The 17358-nt window shown below is 66.0% G+C and carries 15 protein-coding genes; 8 read left to right on the forward strand and 7 right to left on the reverse strand.

What is annotated here, in order from left to right; genetic code table 11:
- The first annotated feature begins 81 nt into the window (after nucleotides 1–81).
- Nucleotides 82–1425 carry an FAD-dependent oxidoreductase gene (locus D3D02_RS07165; RefSeq protein WP_121569303.1) on the forward strand — a complete coding sequence of 448 codons (1344 nt, stop codon included), beginning with the start codon at nucleotides 82–84 and terminating at the stop codon, nucleotides 1423–1425.
- Nucleotides 1426–1464: 39 nt separating this feature from the next.
- Here D3D02_RS07165 and D3D02_RS07170 read toward each other — a convergent pair whose 3' ends face one another.
- Entirely contained in the window at nucleotides 1465–2781 is a 1317-nt protein-coding gene (locus D3D02_RS07170; protein ID WP_121569304.1) for a phosphoribosylamine--glycine ligase, read from the reverse strand.
- Nucleotides 2782–2875: 94 nt separating this feature from the next.
- On the opposite strand from D3D02_RS07170, the gene D3D02_RS07175 reads away from it, so the two are divergent.
- Both D3D02_RS07175 and D3D02_RS07180 read left to right on the forward strand, forming a co-directional pair.
- Complete coding sequence (locus D3D02_RS07175) at nucleotides 2876–3166, forward strand: DUF211 domain-containing protein (protein ID WP_121569305.1); 291 nt, start codon at nucleotides 2876–2878, stop codon at nucleotides 3164–3166.
- Between the two features lie 6 nt (nucleotides 3167–3172).
- Nucleotides 3173–3754 (forward strand): VIT1/CCC1 transporter family protein, encoded by a 582-nt coding sequence (locus D3D02_RS07180; protein ID WP_121569306.1) that lies wholly within the window; start codon nucleotides 3173–3175, stop codon nucleotides 3752–3754.
- 15 nt (nucleotides 3755–3769) lie between these two features.
- Here D3D02_RS07180 and D3D02_RS07185 read toward each other — a convergent pair whose 3' ends face one another.
- Nucleotides 3770–6433: a cation-translocating P-type ATPase gene (locus D3D02_RS07185; protein WP_121569307.1), complete on the reverse strand. Its 2664-nt coding sequence runs from the start codon at nucleotides 6431–6433 to the stop codon at nucleotides 3770–3772.
- 174 nt (nucleotides 6434–6607) lie between these two features.
- Here D3D02_RS07185 and D3D02_RS07190 point away from each other — a divergent pair, with 174 nt between their 5' ends.
- Entirely contained in the window at nucleotides 6608–7012 is a 405-nt protein-coding gene (locus D3D02_RS07190) for a universal stress protein (protein ID WP_121569308.1), read from the forward strand.
- A 31-nt stretch (nucleotides 7013–7043) separates the two neighbouring features.
- On the opposite strand, the gene D3D02_RS07195 is transcribed toward D3D02_RS07190, so the two are convergent.
- The 3 genes from D3D02_RS07195 to D3D02_RS07205 form a co-directional block, all read right to left on the reverse strand.
- Nucleotides 7044–8330 (reverse strand): TIGR00300 family protein, encoded by a 1287-nt coding sequence (locus D3D02_RS07195; protein ID WP_121569309.1) that lies wholly within the window; start codon nucleotides 8328–8330, stop codon nucleotides 7044–7046.
- A 78-nt stretch (nucleotides 8331–8408) separates the two neighbouring features.
- Nucleotides 8409–9383, reverse strand: coding sequence for an alpha/beta hydrolase (locus D3D02_RS07200; protein ID WP_233560599.1), 975 nt, complete (start codon nucleotides 9381–9383; stop codon nucleotides 8409–8411).
- The gene (locus D3D02_RS07205; protein ID WP_121569310.1) at nucleotides 9380–9730 is read right to left on the reverse strand and encodes a hypothetical protein; all 351 of its coding nucleotides are present in this window, start codon (nucleotides 9728–9730) and stop codon (nucleotides 9380–9382) included. Before D3D02_RS07205 ends, D3D02_RS07200 begins: the two co-directional genes overlap by 4 nt.
- 114 nt (nucleotides 9731–9844) lie before the next feature.
- Here D3D02_RS07205 and D3D02_RS07210 point away from each other — a divergent pair, with 114 nt between their 5' ends.
- The gene (locus tag D3D02_RS07210; RefSeq protein WP_121569525.1) at nucleotides 9845–10600 is read left to right on the forward strand and encodes a response regulator; all 756 of its coding nucleotides are present in this window, start codon (nucleotides 9845–9847) and stop codon (nucleotides 10598–10600) included.
- Between the two features lie 9 nt (nucleotides 10601–10609).
- On the opposite strand, the gene D3D02_RS07215 is transcribed toward D3D02_RS07210, so the two are convergent.
- Together D3D02_RS07215 and D3D02_RS07220 are read right to left on the reverse strand one after the other, a co-directional pair.
- Nucleotides 10610–11230 carry a hypothetical protein gene (locus D3D02_RS07215; protein ID WP_121569311.1) on the reverse strand — a complete coding sequence of 207 codons (621 nt, stop codon included), beginning with the start codon at nucleotides 11228–11230 and terminating at the stop codon, nucleotides 10610–10612.
- Nucleotides 11231–11372: 142 nt separating this feature from the next.
- A complete protein-coding gene (locus tag D3D02_RS07220; RefSeq protein WP_121569312.1) occupies nucleotides 11373–12143 on the reverse strand; it encodes an MBL fold metallo-hydrolase in 771 nt (256 codons plus the stop codon).
- A 279-nt stretch (nucleotides 12144–12422) separates the two neighbouring features.
- Here D3D02_RS07220 and D3D02_RS07225 point away from each other — a divergent pair, with 279 nt between their 5' ends.
- The 3 genes from D3D02_RS07225 (at nucleotide 12423) to D3D02_RS07235 (ending at nucleotide 17331) form a co-directional block, all read left to right on the forward strand.
- Entirely contained in the window at nucleotides 12423–15281 is a 2859-nt protein-coding gene (locus tag D3D02_RS07225) for an ATP-dependent helicase (protein ID WP_121569313.1), read from the forward strand.
- 79 nt (nucleotides 15282–15360) lie between these two features.
- Entirely contained in the window at nucleotides 15361–15606 is a 246-nt protein-coding gene (locus tag D3D02_RS07230; protein WP_121569314.1) for a hypothetical protein, read from the forward strand.
- 171 nt (nucleotides 15607–15777) lie between these two features.
- The gene (locus D3D02_RS07235; protein ID WP_394337716.1) at nucleotides 15778–17331 is read left to right on the forward strand and encodes an SLC13 family permease; all 1554 of its coding nucleotides are present in this window, start codon (nucleotides 15778–15780) and stop codon (nucleotides 17329–17331) included.
- Nucleotides 17332–17358 lie beyond the last annotated feature (27 nt).

Below are 17358 nucleotides of genomic sequence, written 5' to 3' on the forward strand. Positions count from 1 at the left end.
CGTCTAAAAGCCGATTCGAAAATATGGAGTTATCCCGCTGGAGTGCAGTCACCGAGGTAGACTCACCCACAGGACAGTACTATGTCTGGAAAATACGATCTCGTAATCGTCGGCGGCGGCATCAGCGGGGCATCGCTTCTCTACACGACTGCAAAGTTCACCGACATCGATTCGATCGCGCTGATCGAGAAGGAGCCGGAGATCGCGGCGATCAACTCCCATCACACGAACAACTCCCAGACGCTGCACTTCGGCGACATCGAGACGAACTACACCTTAGAGAAGGCCGAAGGCGTCAAGACGGGCGCAGAACTGCTCGCGGGCTACCTGGAGAATCACGATCCCGACCGCGAGATGCACGCAAAGCGCAGCAAGATGGTCCTCGGCGTCGGCGACGAGGAAGTCGAAAAGCTCGAACAGCGCTACCACAAGAACGGCTTCGGCGACCTGTACCCGAAGCTGCAGCCGATCGGTCGCGACGAGATCGCAGAGATCGAGCCGAAAGTCGTCGAAGGGCGCGACCCCGGCGTGGATATGCTCGCGCTGCAGACGCCCGACGGCTACGTCGTCGACTACGGCGAGACCGCGAAGTCCTTCGTCGAACTCGCCCGCGAGGAGTCGAACGTGGACGTGTTCACGGGCACGAAGGTCGAAGACGTCACGAAGAACACCGAGGGATACACGCTCACGACGCCGCAGGGACCGTTCGACTGCGACGTCGCGGTCGTCGCCGCCGGCTCGCACAGCCTCCAGATCGCGAAGGAACTCGGCTACGGCGAGGATATGGCGCTCCTGCCGGTCGCCGGGAGCTTCTTCCTCGCCGACGACGGCCTCCTGAACGGCAAAGTCTACACGCTGCAGATGAAGAAACTGCCGTTCGCGGCGGTTCACGGCGACGCGGACGTGCACGACGACGGCATCACGCGCTTCGGGCCGACCGCGAAGCTCGTGCCCGCGCTCGAGCGCGGCCGGCTCTCGACCGTCAGTGACTTCCTCGACGTGTTCGGGCTGAACGCCGCGTCGTTCCTCAGCTACGCCAACATCCTTGCCGACCGGATTCTGCTCCCGTACGTCCTCACGAACCTGCTGTACGACGTGCCGGAGGTCGGCGCACGGTCGTTCCTCCCCGAGGTCCAGAAAGTCGTCCCGAGCGTCGAACTCGACGACATCGAGCGCGCGAAGGGCTACGGCGGCGTCCGCCCGCAGATCGTCGACACGAGCGCGAAATCGCTGGATATGGGCGAGGCGAAGATCGTCGGCGACGACATCGTCTTCAACATCACGCCCTCGCCTGGCGCGTCGACCAGTCTGAAGAACGCGATGCGCGACACGAAGACGATCCTCGACTTCTTCGAGGCGGACTACGAGTTCGACGAGGACGCCTTCCGCGCGGACACGATCGAGAACTTCCCGCGCGGGGAGTGAGGCGCGCGTCGACGCTGCGTCTCGCCGAGTACCAGCCACTCAGTTCTGCGGCCCGAGATAGCCCCACGCCTGGAGGCGATCGCCGTCGCCGTCGATCCACCGCTCGCCGATGTCGTCGCGGTAGTAGCAGTTCGGGATCACGATGTCGTCGACGCGTCCGTAGCACTGCTCGCGGGCGGCCTGCATCGTTTCGCCTTTCCCAGTCACGACCAGCGGCATCCCGCTCTCGCCGGCGGCGCGCCACTGTTCGTCGACCCGCTTCGTGTCTTCGAGATGGATGCCGCGTCGATCCGGGGTGTCGAAGACGATCGCGGCGTTGCGCGAACTCTCGTCGTAGGTCGTCTGATCGTCGAACGGGAACGGCGGCAGCACGACGCGAACGCCGACCTGGAACCCACGGTGCGTCGCGAGGTCGGGGTCGTCCCCGCGAGCGAGAGCCGCGAAGAACTGTCCGGTCGGTGACTCGAAAGACTCCTCTTGGAGCGCGATCGTCGGGTAGCCGAACCGCGGCGTGAACTCGAGCGGGAAGATCCCGCTCTCGTTGACGATGCAGTTGAGGTCGATGCTCCCGACGTAACCCTCGCCTGCGAGCCAGCCTTCCAGCTTCCCGAGCGTCTCCTCGAACAGTTCGTTCCGTTCGCTCCAGAACATCGAGGTCCCCATTTCGCCGGTCGAGGGGCCGATGTTGCCCGGAAACAGCTTCTTGTGCTCGAAATTGAAGTTCACGCGGTCGACGAATCGCTCGCCGTCGAAGAAGCCGCAGACGGCGACCTCGACGCCCTCGACCTTCCGCTGGAGTTGGAAGCCCTTCATCCGGTGGCCCCACGCCTGCTTGTACGCGCGGAGGACGTCGACGACGTCGCTGCCGTCGTCTTCACTGCCGACGTACAGGAGCCGCTTCACGTTCTGGACTTCGCCGAGCGGCTTGATCACGTAGGGAGCGGGACGCTCCCGGACGTACTGGATCCCGGCGTCGAAGTCGTGGAACACGTGGTGTTCGACGGTGTTTACGCCGTGTGCTTCCAGGATGTCCATCGCGTACCCGCGGTCCTCTTCGAGGCGGTCCGTATTCGGCGTCCCGCCGATCACGGCGTGGCCGTCCGCGCGAAGTTCCTGCGCGAGCTCGCCGGTGCCGACGTCGGAGCCGACCCAGATGTCGTCGAAGACGATCACGTCGGCCCACTCGACTTCGGCGCGCCACTCGTCGGTTTTGGGGACGAAGCCGTCGCCGATCTCGCGGTCCGCCTCGGCCTCGATGTAGTACTTCACCTCGTGGCCCTCTCGGTGGATCTGCCACGCGAGGTCCGTGATCAGGGCGGCATCGGCCGAGACGAAGAGAAATCGCGCTGGGTCCATAGGGGAAATTTCGGTCGGAATCAACTTGAGTGTGTGCAGTGGTGTCACGGATCGTCCGGCGGTATTAAGAAAGTCGCTACCGAGATGTAGCCTGATGGTAGACCTTCGACGCGTCGCCCTCGACATTCTGAAACCACACGACCCGTCGATGCTGGAGTTCACGGAACGAATCGCGGCCGTCGAGAGCGTCGACGGCGTGTCCACGTCGCTCATCGAACTCGATCAGGAGGTGCAGAACGTCAAAATAACCGCGGAGGGGACGAGCCTCGAGTACGACGCGATCGAGGACGCGATCGAGAGCCTCGGCGGCACCGTCCACTCGATCGACCAGGCCGCCTACGGCGAGTACGTCGTCGAAGAGCGGCGGACGTTACAGGACGACTGACCCGACGTGCCCTCGACACGCCGCCTCCTTCGGGAACTGCTCGGGCGAGAGGACGTCCTCTCGATCGCGCGACGGTACTTCGTCTCGAACGGCTTCGACGGCACCCTGACGAGTATCGGCGTCATCGTCGGCGCGGTCCTCTCTGGGATTCCCGACGGCCTCACCGTCATCAAGATCGGCCTCGGCGCGGCGGTGGGGTTGGGAACCTCGGCGATCTGGAGCGTCTGGGAGATCGAGCGCGCCGAGACGACCGCCAAGATCAAACGCATCGAGCGGGCGATGCTGACCGACCTCGACGACACGCGCGTCCAGCGCGAACAGCGGGGTGCACGCGTCGTTCACGCCGCAGCCAGCGGTCTCGGTCCACTCATCGGGATCTTGATCCCGCTCGTCCCGTTCACCGTCGAGGGGACGATGCTCTCGATGGCGGAAGCCGGCGTAGTCGGGGTCGCGCTCGGGATCGGGATCCTGGGCGTCTTCGGGGCGTATATGAGTTCGATCTCGGGGCAGCGCTGGTACGTTTCGGCGATCCGAATGGCGCTCGCGGGCCTCGTGGTCGCAGTGATCAATCTGTTTCTGCCCGGGTGAGTGAGGCCGGGGGGCTCACGAAGACTCTGTCGAGTCCGGCTCCGGATCCGACTCCGAATCCGGTGTCGAGGCCGACTCCGACGTCATATGGTGCTCTATGTCGTGACGTCGCGTCAGCCACCCGACCAGGACGAGAAGCGGCGCGCCGAGGACGAATACGATCCCCAGCAGCCCCCAGTCCGCGAGGCTGAGCGGGACGGTCCCGAAGTAGTCGTTCAGCGGCGTGTACAGCACCGCCAACTGGAGCGCGAGCGACGTGGCGACCGCACCGGCGAGCCAGCGGTTCGTGAGGACGGGCGTCCCGCGCGCCCACCGGACCACGTACAACTTCACGAACTCGAAGCCGACGAAGCCGGTGAAGACCATCGTCATCGCATAGGGCGTGACCGACGGCGCGCCGTCGAGCGTGTAGAACAACAGCCCGAGCAGTAGAACCGTCGCCGTCAGCCCGGCCCCGGCGATGAAGCCTCGCATATCGGCGTCGATGATCCCGACCACCCGCTCTCGGGGCTGGCGCTCCATCACGTCGCCAGTGGGGTCGGTGCCGAGCGCGAGCGCCGGCAGGCCGTCAGTCAGCAGATTGATCCAGAGCAGTTGGACCGCCGGGAGGACGAGATAGCCGAACAGAGAGCCGATGAAGACGACCGCGACCTCTGCGGCGTTCGCGCTCAGCAGGTACGCGACGAACTTCCAGAGGTTGTCGAAGATCGTCCGCCCGCGCCGGATCGCGTTGCGGATCGTCGCGTAGTTGTCGTCGAGGAGGACGATGTCGCTGGCCTGTTTGGCGACGTCGGTGCCGCGGATCCCCATCGCGATGCCGACGTCGGCGTTCTTGAGCGCGGGCGCGTCGTTGACGCCGTCGCCCGTCATCGCGACCGCGTGGCCGTTCGACTGCAACGCGTCGAGTATGCGGACCTTGTGCGTCGGTTCGGCCCGGGCGAACACGTCCACCTCCTCGACGCGCTCGCGCAGGGTGTCGTCGTCGAGGGCCTCGACCTCCTGACCAGTCAGGACGTCCGACTCGATACCGACCTGTGAAGCGATGGCGCGCGCGGTCAACGCGTTGTCGCCGGTGATCATCTTCACGTCGATTCCGGCGCGGTGAGTGTCGGCGATGGCTGATCTGACTTCCTCGCGCGGCGGGTCGATCAGCCCCTGCAGGCCGACGAACACGAGGTTCGATTCGGGTCCGCCGTCGTCGTCGCGACCTTTGTACGCGAACCCGAGGACGCGGAGCGCCTGCTCGGCGAACGCGTCTATCTGCGCTTCGATCCGCGCTTTCGTCTCCTCGTCCATCTCGACGGGGCCGTCCGGACCGAGGACGCGCGTCGACCGCCCGAGGATCTCCGTGGGCGCGCCTTTGACGTAGACGACATCGTCGTGGATGGTCGCCATCCGCCTGCGCTCGGAGGTGAACGGCACTTCGTCGCGACGGGGGCGTTCGCTGCGTCGGCTGTCGACGTCCAACCCCTGGGCGGCCGCGGCGGCGACGAGGGCGCGCTCTGTCGGGTCGCCGTCGTCGGTCGTCGCGTCGTTGCAGAGCGCGCCGATCTCCAGCAGCCGTTCGAGGCGTTCCTCGCGCATCGCGGCGTCGGAGTCGGTCGCGTCCGCGGCCTCGTCAGCGCTCGGTGCGCCGACCTCGAACTCCTCGTCGAGGACCCACGCGGCCCGGACGCGCATCTCGCCCTCGGTCAGCGTCCCGGTCTTGTCCGTGCAGACGACGTCGACAGCCCCGAGCGCTTCGACGGCCGGCAGCGTCCGGACGAGCGCGTTCTCGCCGGCCATCTTCCGCACTCCGAGCGCGAGCGTCAAGGTCACGACCGCTGGAAGTCCCTCGGGGATCGCCGCCACTGCGAGCGAGACGGCGGTCAGGCCCGCCTGGACGAGCCCACGCCCGCGGAGGACGAGCAACGGAACGATCAGCGCCGACAACCCCACGACGCCGATTCCCAGTCGCCTGGCGAGGCGGTCGAGGTCGCGCTGGAGGGGCGTCTGGGGGTCTTCGGCTCCGATCAGCGCCGTCGCGATCTCGCCCATCTCCGTCTCCATCCCCGTCTCGACGACGACGGCGACTGCGCGGCCGCGGGTGACGTTCGTCCCCTTGTAGAGCATACTTCCGCGCTCGGCGAGCGGCGTCTCGGCGTCGACCGGATCGGCGCCTTTGCCGACGGGAACGCTCTCGCCCGTCAGCGCCGCCTCGTCGACTTCGAGGTTGTGGGCTTCCAGTAATCGGGCGTCGGCGGGGACGACGTCACCCTGGGAGACGAGCACGACGTCGCCCGGAACGAGGTCCGTCGCTTCGATCCGCTCCTCGCGTCCGTCACGTCGGACGCGGACGTCCGGGGCCGCCATCTCCCGGAGGGCCTCCAGACTCTGCTCGGCGCGGTACTCCTGGACGAAGCCGAAGATCCCGTTCAAGAGGAGAATGATCCCGATGAGAACGGCGTCGACGACGTGGCCGATCGCGAACGAGAGGATCGCCGCGACGAGCAACACCCAGATGAGCGCGCTCGAAAACTGTGCGAGGAAGATTCGAAGCGCGCTCCGCCCGTGACCGCCGGTGATCTCGTTCGGTCCGACGTCGGCGAGGCGCTCGGCGGCCTCCTCGGGTGCCAGTCCGGCAGATGTCGTCTCCAACTCCTCACACACCTCGTCGCCGGAGCGGCTGTGCCAATCCATCGCTCGTCCGTAACGTCGCAGCACCGACATATATACTGTGTGCCGTGAGACTATATAGCACGCTGCAGTGACGGCGACGCGACTCTGCCGCGCTGGGGTGTCCGACTGCTCCGGTGAGCGGAAATTCTCGCGATCGGAGGTGGCTTTTTGGTCTCTGCCCGCGCCTCTGGGAGTATGACGACGTACGTACTCGCAACCAACCACGTCGACACGAGCGCGAAACTCTGCGATTACCTTCTCGATCGGGTGTCGGGGAGCGACGAAGTACACGCGGTCAACTCCCTGCCGGGTGGCAGCGCGACCGACACCGACGACGTCCGCGACGGCGAGGAGGCGCTGAACGTCGTCTCCTCGCGACTCGACACGATCACGACCGTCGAGTCCCACCAGTTCGTCCGCGGCAACGAACCCCACGAGGACGTCCTCGAACACGCCGAGGAGATCGACGCCGACGAGATCGTCATCGGCATCCGGAGGCGCAACCCGACCGCGAAAGTGGTCTTCGGCAGCACTGCACAGCAGATTATGCTGCATTCGAACCGACCGATGGCGGTCGTCCCGCTCGTCGACGTCGAGTAAGTACAGCCGACGCCAGCGGGGAGTTTCCGATTCAGTGTTCGGCGTTGCTCTCGCTCTCCGAATCCTCGATCCCGCCGCCTCGCTCCGCGTCGAGAACTGCCTCGGCGAGCATCGGGATGAACGTCCCGATGTCTGTCACCATCCCGATGGCCTGAGAACTCCCGCGGTCGAGCAACTGCGTCACCGTCGCCGGATTGATGTCGACGCAGACGACGCGGGTCGTCGAGGGGAGGCAGTTACCGACGGCGACCGAGTGCAGGAGCGTCGAGAGCAACAGCACCAGATCGGCCTCTCTGGCCTGCTCGCGGATAGCGTTCTGCGCCTCGATGGCGTCCGTGATCGTGTCCGGGAGGGGTCCGTCGTCGCGGATCGACCCCGCGAGCACGTACGGCACGTCGTTTTCGACGCACTCGTACATCACGCCCTCCTCGATGAGTCCCTCCTCGACGGCGGGTCCGATTCCGCCGGCGCGGATGACCTCGCTGATCGTGTAGATGTGGTGTTTGTGTCCCTTTCGGGGGTGCTCCATCGTCTCCATATCCATTCCCAGCGACGTCCCGTAGAGGCCGCGCTCGATGTCGTGCGTCGCGAAGCCGTTGCCCGCCGAGAGCATATCGACGTAGCCCTCCCGCACGAGGCGCGCGAGTTCGTCGCCGCCGCCGGCGTGGATCACCGCCGGTCCGGCCACGACCAGCACGGATTCGCCCCGCTCTTTCGTCGCGACGAGGGCCTCGGCGACGTCGTCGATCAACGACTCGGAGGGGCGCTCCGCGGAGACGCCGCCCTGCATAAACCCGAACGGGCCCGAGCCGTCGCGTGGTCGATCCGGGGGCTTCACGCGAATCCCCGCCTCGTCGGTGACGACGAGGTCACCCTCGCGGATCGCGTTCAGTACCTTCGTCTCCGCTCTGATGGGTTCGCCCTCGTCGCCCTCCTCGACGACGATGGCGCAATCCATCTCGATGTTCTCGACCGGTACCCACTCTCCGTCGTAGCGGATCTCAGTCGGGTGATTGGTCGTCGAATAAAAGCCCTTGGGGACGACTTGGTCTTTCGGTGCGGGCGTGACGTGCGCGTCGACCGGGTCGGTGAGGTTCGCGCCGTTCTGGTGGAGTTCGTGGAGGATCTCCTGGAGCGTGTCGGCGTCGTCGGCACTGACGCTCATCCGACAGTAGGAGGTCTCGTCTTTGTGCCGTCCGACCTCGAACGTCTCGATCTCGAAGGAGCCGCCGAGATCCATCACGATGCCGAACGTGCGCTGTAGCGTCCCCGAGTCGATAATGTGGCCGTCGAGTTCGACCGTTCGCGTGGCGCTCATTCGGGCAACTGCGTTCGGGAGCTAAAAGACGGTTGCGACGAGACCGCGAGAGCGACGTGCCGTGAGTGGCCCGGCAGGTCAGTCATCCACCACAGCATCGAGGAACGCCAGGCCGTGGCCGACGGCCTGCTCGAAGCCGTCCCCGTCGTAGAGGCCGAAGTGCCCGACCGGGAGTCGGACGAGAGTCGCGTCCGCAACGTCCTCGGCGGCCGCTTCGATCTCCTCGACCGGGACGACGTCGTCGTGCTCGCCGCCGAGGAAGAGCACCGGGCAGGCGAGTCTATCGCGGTCTTCGCCGCCGGTGTGCCGCGCGAGCGAGAGGACCGAGCGTGCAGGCGTCTCGTTCTCCCACTCGCCGTCGCCGACGAGGTCGCGGTAGCCGCGATAGGCGCTCGGCGTGGCGACGAGTGCGAGGTCCCCATCGTCGCTACCGCCGTCGTCGACGACCGGAACGGTGTGGGGACCGACGAGGAGTGATTGGACTCGGTCCCGGACGCCCGCGAGTGTCCCGCGGGCGAGGAATCCGATCCCTCGGGCACGGAGGAACGCCCGCCCGGAGAGGATCGGCGTCTGGGAGACGACGGCTTCGATCCGTGGGTCGTCGGCCGCGACGTCGAGCACTGCGCCGCCGGAGAGATCCGTCCCCCAGAGGACGATTCGATCGGTGGCGACGTCGCCGCGACCGCGCAGTCCAGCGAGTGCCGCTTCCCAGTCGGCGCGCTGGCGAGCGGGCGAGAGGAGATTCCGCGGCTCACCGTCGCTGTCGCCGGCGTGTCGAACGTCGAAGTGGAAGACGCCGTAGCCGGCCGCGGCGAGCCGTTCGGCGTAGCGGTCGAGCCCGAACGCGCTCGCGCCGACGAGGCCGCCGGTCATCACGACGAGCGCCGGATCCGCGGGTCGGTCGGGGCGGTACAGCCGCCCGACGCAGCGCTCGTCACCGCTGTGGAACGTCATCCTGACCGTCGAGAACTCGTATCTCGACGGTCGGTTTCGACGCGCGCGCTGGTCGGGCTCTGCGTCGTTCCACTCGCTGTTCGCACCGGGACGGGTCACTGTTCGCCCTCCGCGAGAGTGTCGATGACGCGTTCGGAGAACTCCTCGCCACTGATGTCGTAGTCTATGTACTGTCGAAACCACTCGGCCTCGGCGTACCACGTCCCCTGGACGTCGTCGTCGTGTCGGAGGACCGTCGCCTCGACACGCGTGGGCTCCCAGTCGTCGTGTTCGGCGGCCTCGATGAACGTCCGAAGCGCGCGACCCATCTCCTGGTGGTTCACCGACACGTCGGGAAACGCCGTGAGATAGACCAATTCGACCGTCTCGCCGGTCGGGTCGACCGACTCGACGCTGATTCCGTTGGACCGAAGTTCGCCTTCGAGTCCGGAGATGACGTCGTTCATACGTTCCCCTTCCGCGTGGAGCGAGTAAACTGTTGTCGCGCGGACGAAACGTCGAACCTCACCGGCGACCCGTTCGACCGAAATCCACTTTTTTCTCTGACCCTTCTGACGTACGTGACTTCCAGCCGTGCTCCCCTCTCGATCCTCTACGTCGACGACGACCCAGATCTGGTCGCACTGGTGAAGACGTATCTCGAAGGCGACTCGACTGACGTAGACTGCACCGTCTCGACCGAGACGTCGCCGACGGCCGCACTCGATCGGATTCGGTCGGCCGATGCGGACGTCGACTGCGTGATCAGCGACTACAATATGCCCGAGATGAACGGGATCACGTTCCTCGAATCCGTTCGCGAGAACCGTCCCGAACTCCCGCTTCTCTTGTTCTCCGGCGAGGAGACAAACGACGTCGCCGCAGAAGTCGTGCGGGCGGGCCTCACGGACTACCTTCAGAAGGGAATGGGTACGGATCAGTACACGATGCTGATCCGGCGGGTCGAACACGCCGTCGAGAGCGGAGGACAGTTCGATCCGGAGACCCAGACCGAACTCGACGGCGTCGGGGTCGTCGGGACGGACGAACACTTCGAGGAGGCCGACGACACCTACGCTTCGTTCTACGGTTACGAGTCCGACGACGTCGAGGGCAAGCACTGGACGGAACTGCACCCCGACGAGGAGGTCAAACACATCCGCACCCACGTCCTGCCGGTGGTCCGCCGTGGCGGCGAGTGGAGCGGCCGCAGTCGCGGACTACGCGCGGACGGGAGCACGTTCACCGAGTCGAAGATGGTGACTGCACTCGACGACGGACGGCTACTGATCGCCGTCTCGGAACTCGACGACTCCCAACTCAACACAGACGGCTGAGGGACCGCACTACGCGTCTTCGACGCGGAGTTCTAGCCCCCACGTCGCCCGGGAGGTCGGCTCTGCGTCCATCTCGGACTCCGGAGGCGCTGTCGACACCGAGTGCGTCCAGCGGTACGTTCCTGGCACATAGTAGCCCTCGGTTACGGGGTCGTCCCAGACCGAGTAGACGTACGTCTGGGACTCGTCGGCCGACCAGACGCGCCGCGCGCACCCGTAGGCGGGGTAGCCGATCGGACCGTCGGGGTCGTACTCCCAGCGACCATCGACGCGCGGCTCCGGTTCGTCGCGAGCGCCGTAGAGCCACAGCCCGCCGTTCTCGCTTCGGCCACGAGATCGGTTGAACGGACGACAACCGTCGACGCCGACGCTGATCGCGCGCTTTGCGCCGAGATTTCGGGCGGTGAGTACGAGCGTCCCCGGATGTCGATCGGTGACGGTCGGCGTCGGCAGTTCGGCGTCGATCGCGAAGGCGACGTCGTCCGGAAGTGTACCGATGTGGACGATAGAGACGCGACGTGGGTGGGGATTCGCTTCGGGACCGAGCGGGAGCGGCGACCGATCGAGACAGCCGGCGATCGCACCGGCGGAGAGCGTCCCGAACGCAGCGAGGGCTTGGCGGCGACGCATACGATTCCGTCGCCGGAGCCACGCAAAAGGTCTTCTGCGTGGTGCGGTGGCGGCCGGTGCTCATACTGTCGGACAGCAGTTCGTGAACGATGGTGGCACCCACGGAGTGCCGATACGCTTCACACAGTTCTGTCCGACAGTATCACACCTCGACGCGTAGCCCGTCGCGAGCGAAGCGCACGTCGCCGTCGTACTGTGATTCGATCGAGGCCAACATCTCCTCGTGGCGGCCTTCGGTGTGGGGATAGAGGTGGGTCAGATACACGCGGCCGATGTCGTGGCCCGCCAGCACCCCGCCGAGTTGCGACGGCGTCGGGTGATTCGAGACGTCCACGTCGTCCGGGAACGAGCAGTCGTGAGCGAGAATGGCCGCACCGTCGGCGAAGTTCGCGAGGCTGGAGGACGCCTCCCCGTCGCCGGAGTAGACGACATCTCTCGATACGTCGGACGACCCGTCGCTCCCGCCGTCGCCCGCCGAGAACCGATACGCGAGGCAGTCCAGCGAGTGCACCATCTCCGTCGCCGAGACGTCGAAGCCGGCGACCGAGAACTCGGTCGGCCCGACCTCGCGGACGCTCAGGTCGACCCGATCCTGGAGGTAGTCGTGAACGTCGAGGAGTCCGTCGACGAGCGACTTCGTCCCCGCGGGACCGACGACTTCGAGGTGTTCCTCGCCGGCCAGCCAGCGCGCCTTCAACAGCGGGAGGAGGTCCGCGACGTGATCGAGGTGGTGGTGGGTGAGAAGCACCGACGAGACGCCTTCGTATCCCACGTCCGTGCTCGCCAGTCGGTGGAGGACGCCGCTCCCGCAGTCGACGAGCAGCGAGCGGTCGCCTGATTCGAGGAGGAGCCCCGTCTGCACCCGGTCGGGGACGGGCATCGCGCTTCCGGTTCCGAGGAAGGTGAGACGCATCGCCGGGGCTACGACGGGCGACCGGATAGTCGTTCGGGACGGGTCCGTCTCGAACCGGGCGGTAGTCTGAGAACCCCGTAGTTCCGGTGGCAAACAGTCGGCACAGAGGGTGACACCCCGCGTCGGCGTGCCGAACGACCGCTGCCCGACGCGGGACAGTTCCTACGTCACGGGGTCGCTGGTCCCGTAATCGGTTATAAACCCACGTCGAGTCCCGGTCGGGTTCTACCACCCGGTTCGGGCAGAACCCACTTACTCTTGGGACCCAACCTACGGACGATGGCACAGAGCGGGCGTGAACTGCTCCGATCGGCTGCTGCGGATGCGGCGGGCGAAGACGCAGGAAACGCCGACAGCGTCGCGGGCGACGGCGCCGCAGACGACGGTGATGTGGGAAGTGTTGAGCCCTACGATTTCGACCCCGATGCCGTCGAAATCGCCGACAGCGACGTTCTCGCCCGGCTGGAACCCGCGGTGCGTGAGTGGTGGGTCGATCAGTTCGGCCGCTACGTCGAACAGAACGGCGGATTCTTCACGCCCCCACAGCGCGAGGCGATCCCGCTGGTCGACGCGGGGACGAACGCGCTCGTCTGTGCGCCGACCGGATCGGGCAAGACGCTCGCGTCGTTCACGGCGATCCTGAACGACCTGTTCCGTCGGGGACGCGAGCGCGAGGACGGCCTCGACAACGCCGTCCACTGCCTCTATATCTCGCCGCTGAAGTCGCTCGCGAACGACATCCACCGCAATCTGACCGTTCCGCTGGAAGGGATCCGCGAGCGGATGGACGAGCGCGGTACCGACGTCGAAGTCCGGCACGCGATCCGTCACGGCGACACTGACTCCGCGGAACGGCAGCGGATGCTGGATGAGACCCCACACATCCTCAACACGACGCCGGAGACGCTCGCGATCCTGCTCAACGCCCCGAAGTTCCGCGAGAAGCTCCGATCCGTCGAGTACGTCGTCGTCGACGAGATTCACAGCCTCGCGGAGAACAAGCGCGGGACGCACCTCTCGGTCTCCTTAGAGCGCCTCGAAAACCTGGTCGATACGTCGCCGACTCGCATCGGCTGTTCGGCGACGGTCGAACCGCTGTCGACGATGGCGGAGTTCCTCGTCGGCCGCGACGCCGACGGCGACCCCCGTGAACACGAGATCGTCGACACGCGGTTCGTCCGCGACTTCGACCTCCAGTTGGAGTGTCCGACCGACGACCTGATCCACACGCCCCGTTCGGAGGTCCAGTCGGAGTTCTACGATCGACTCGACGAACTGATCCGCTCGCATCGGAACACGCTCGTGTTCACGAACACCCGTTCGGGCGCAGAGCGCGTCCTCGAAAACCTCCGGGAGCGTTACGACGACTACGGCGACGCCAACTCGGGCTGTCACCACGGCAGTCTCTCGAAAGAGCGTCGGCAGGCGGTCGAGGAAGGACTGAAAGACGGCTCACTCGACGTCGTGACCACCTCGACGAGCCTCGAACTCGGGATCGATATGCCACACCTCGATTTGGTCGTACAGGTCGGCTCGCCGAAGTCCGTCGCCGCGCTGCTCCAGCGGGTCGGACGCGCGGGCCACAGCCTCGGCCAGACTGTCGAGGGGCGCGTGATCGCGCTCGACCGCGACGAACTCGTCGAGTGCGCGGTGATGCTGCAGAAGGCCGAAGACGGTTTCGTCGACCGCGTGTTCGTCCCCGAGAACGCCCAGGACGTCGCCGCTCAGCACGTCTACGGGATGGCGATCAACGCCGTCCGACCCGAGCGGGAAGTCGTAGACACCCTCCGCAGAGCGTATCCCTACCGGAACTACGCCGAGGCGGACTGGGAGCAGTTGCTCCGCTATCTGACCGCGGACTACGAGGGACTCGAAGACAAGAACGTCTACGCGAAGGTCTGGCGCGACACCAACGACCCGCCATCGGGTGAACACCACTACGAGGAGTTCGACGTGGGTGAGCACCTCCTCGGCAAGCGCGGGCGGATGGCGCGCGTCATCTATATGACGAACATCGGAACGATCCCGGACTCGTTCACCTGCGAAGTCTTGACCAGACAGAGCGAGGAGTGGGTCGGCACGCTCGACGAGAACTACCTCGATACGCTGGAGAAAGGCGACGTGTTCGTCCTCGGCGGCGATCGGTTCGCCTATCGTTACCGCCGCGGCTCGAAGGTGTACGTCGATCGGACGAACGCGCGCGCGACAGTCCCCTCGTGGTTCTCCGAACGCCTCCCGCTCTCGTACGATCTCGGTCGGGAGATCGCTGCTTTCCAGCGAGACCTGCTCGATCGCCTCTCCGCCGGCGGGCGGCCCGCCGCCCGGGCGTGGCTCCGGGACTTCCCGGTCGACGAGAACGCCGTCCGCGCCATCGCGCGCCTCTTCGACGAGCAGCGCCGCTACGCCGGGGCAGAGAGCGTCGCCACCGACGAGCGTCTCGTCGTCGAGGAGGAACTCGACCGCGAGACCTACCGGCGGCACTTCTACGTCCACTCGACGTACGGCCGGCGGTTCAACGACGGCCTCTCGCGGCTCGTCGCCGCCCAGTGTGCCCGCCGCTCGAACGCGAACGTCCAGATCGCCGTCGCCGACAACGGCTTCTCGCTGTCGATGCCGCTGAATCGGAAGGTGGACGTCGGCGCGATCCTCCGCGACCTCGACCCCGAGGCGGTCCGTTCGGAACTCCGCGCGTCGCTCGACGGCACGGACTTACTGAAGCGCTACTTCCGCATCGACGCCACGCGCGCGCTGATGATTCTGAAGCGTTACAAGAGCTACGAGAAGTCCGCGGCCGAACAGCAGGTCTCCGCGGAGATGCTGCTCTCTTTCGCCGACGACCTCGACGACTTCGCGGTGATAGACGAGACGTATCGGGAGCTAATCGAGGACAAACTGAACGTCGCCGCGATAGAAGACGTGCTGAAAGCGATCCGCGCGGGCGACGTCGACGTGGTCACGACGCAGGTGGAGTCGCCGACTCCCCGTGCGTTCGGTCTCGCGACGCTGCTGGCGAGCGACGTCGTCCTCGCCGAAGACGAGAGCGCGGCGTTACAGGAGTTCCACGCGCGGGTCCTCGAAGAAATCGACGAGAACGTGGCCCGCGCGTCCGACGGCGGGACTCCCTCCGACCCCGACTGAACTGGCAGACGCCGCTGTGGACGGGAGTCGTTGCAGTCGTTCGTGACTGTTTAGACGGTTCGACCGACAAACATCGACGATGGCTACCACGCCGTCCGTCGACGTGGCCGATCTCTCCCCGCAGGCCTGGCGACTCCTCCGCGTCGCCGCGGACTACGAACAGCGGACGGTAGAACAGGAAGTCGACGACATCCTCCAGGCGCACGTCTCGATGCTCGAATCCGGGACGCGAGCGCTCTCGCAACCGCGCAAGCAGGAACTTTTCGACCTCTATGCGGCCGAACTCGACGAGAGCCAGATCGAGGCGCTCGCGACGCACTTTTGATCGTACACGAGGTCTAGCATACGAGGGCGAGACGGACCGACTGCTCTCTCGTCGCTTTCGAAAATATTAATGATTCAGTTTCGCTAGAGCCGCGTATCAATGATATAGCTGGGTAACTCGCAAACGCAGAAGCGACTGATACTGTTCGCGGTCGCGATTCTCGGCACGGCCGTGATTGCGGCCGCGCCCTCGCCGGAGGGGCTCTCGATACGGGGGCAGTACGCGGTGGCGACGATGTTCTTCGCCGGCTTCCTGTGGGTGACCGGAACGCTCCCGCTGGCGGTGACGGCGGTGTCGATTCCGTTCGTCCTGACGGCGCTTGGCGTGTACGACGACCTCGACACCGCGCTCGTCGGGTTCGCCGATCACCTCATCTTCCTGTTCATCGCGGGATTCATGCTGGCGAACGCGCTGCAGAAGTACGACATCGACCGCCGCATCGCGCTGTGGATGATGTCGAAGATGGGCTCGTCGCCGCGGCGCCTCGTCGCGGCCGTGATGCTCGCGACTGCCTTCCTCTCGATGTGGGTCTCGAACACGGCGACGACGGCGATGATGACGCCGATCGCGCTCGGGGTCCTCACGCAGGTCCTGGGCCGCGAGGACGTCGCTGCCGCTGCCGCCGACCCCAGCGCCGACATCGACGCCGACGTCGCCACCGACGGCAGCACCGGGACTGTCGGAGTGGCAGATTCGTTCACCAACCTCCAGATCTCGATGCTGCTCGGCACCGCTTACGCCGCCAGCGTCGGCGGGGTCGGCACGCTCATCGGGACGCCACCGAACGCAATCTTGGCCGCCCAGCTCAACGAGATTCTGGGATACGAGATCGGGTTCGCACAGTGGCTGCTGATCGGCCTGCCGATCGTCTTCGTCACGCTCCCGCTCGTGTGGTACATTCTGACGTACCAGATCTACCCGCCGGAAGTCTCGAACGTCGAGTCCGCGCGCGAGGAGGCGGCGAAATACCTCGAAGAGGAGGGCGCGCTCAGTACGCGCGGCAAGCGCGTCGCGTACATCTTCACCGCGACGGCGGGGCTGTGGGTGCTCGGCGGCCTGGGCGATCTCGTCGGTCCGTTCCTGCCCTCGGTCTGGGCGACGACGATCTTCGGCGGCGGCGGGATGACCGTCTTCGGCGTCGAAGGCCACCAGGGCATCCTCTACTACGTGATGGTCGGGCTGGCGGCGATTCCGGCGCTCGTGCTCGCAGACACGATGGAGTGGGACGAACTGGTCGACATCGACTGGGGGACGATCCTCCTGTTCGGTGGCGGGATCGCACTCGCCGACGCGCTGGCCGCGACGGGCGCGACGAACTGGATCGCAGACACCGTCTTCAGTTCGCTGACGGGCGCGCCGATCGTCGTCGTGGTCGGCGTGGTCGTCCTGCTCGTCATCTTCCTCACGGAGATGACCTCGAACACGGCGACGGCGACCATCATCATCCCGATTCTCATCAGTATCGGGAGCGTCTTCGCCGCCACGCTCGGTCTGGCCGAGGTGTCTGCCGCGGTGTTCCTCGCCGTGTCGGGCGCGGTCGCGGCGAGTTTCGCGTTCGCGCTTCCGGTCGCGACGCCGCCGAACGCCATCGTCTTCGGGTCGGGATACATCGAGCAGCGACATATGATGAAGGCGGGCGTCATCCTGAATCTCGTGATGACAGCCGTCCTCACCGGGCTGATCTGGCTGCTGTTCCGGTTCGTCTGGCCGGTCGTACTCTGGTGAGCGCGAAAAGCAGCGTCGAATCCGCGT

Origin of the sequence: Halobellus sp. Atlit-38R (assembly GCF_003665925.1) — an archaeon.
In the GTDB taxonomy this organism is placed as follows: domain Archaea; phylum Halobacteriota; class Halobacteria; order Halobacteriales; family Haloferacaceae; genus Haloquadratum; species Haloquadratum inordinatus.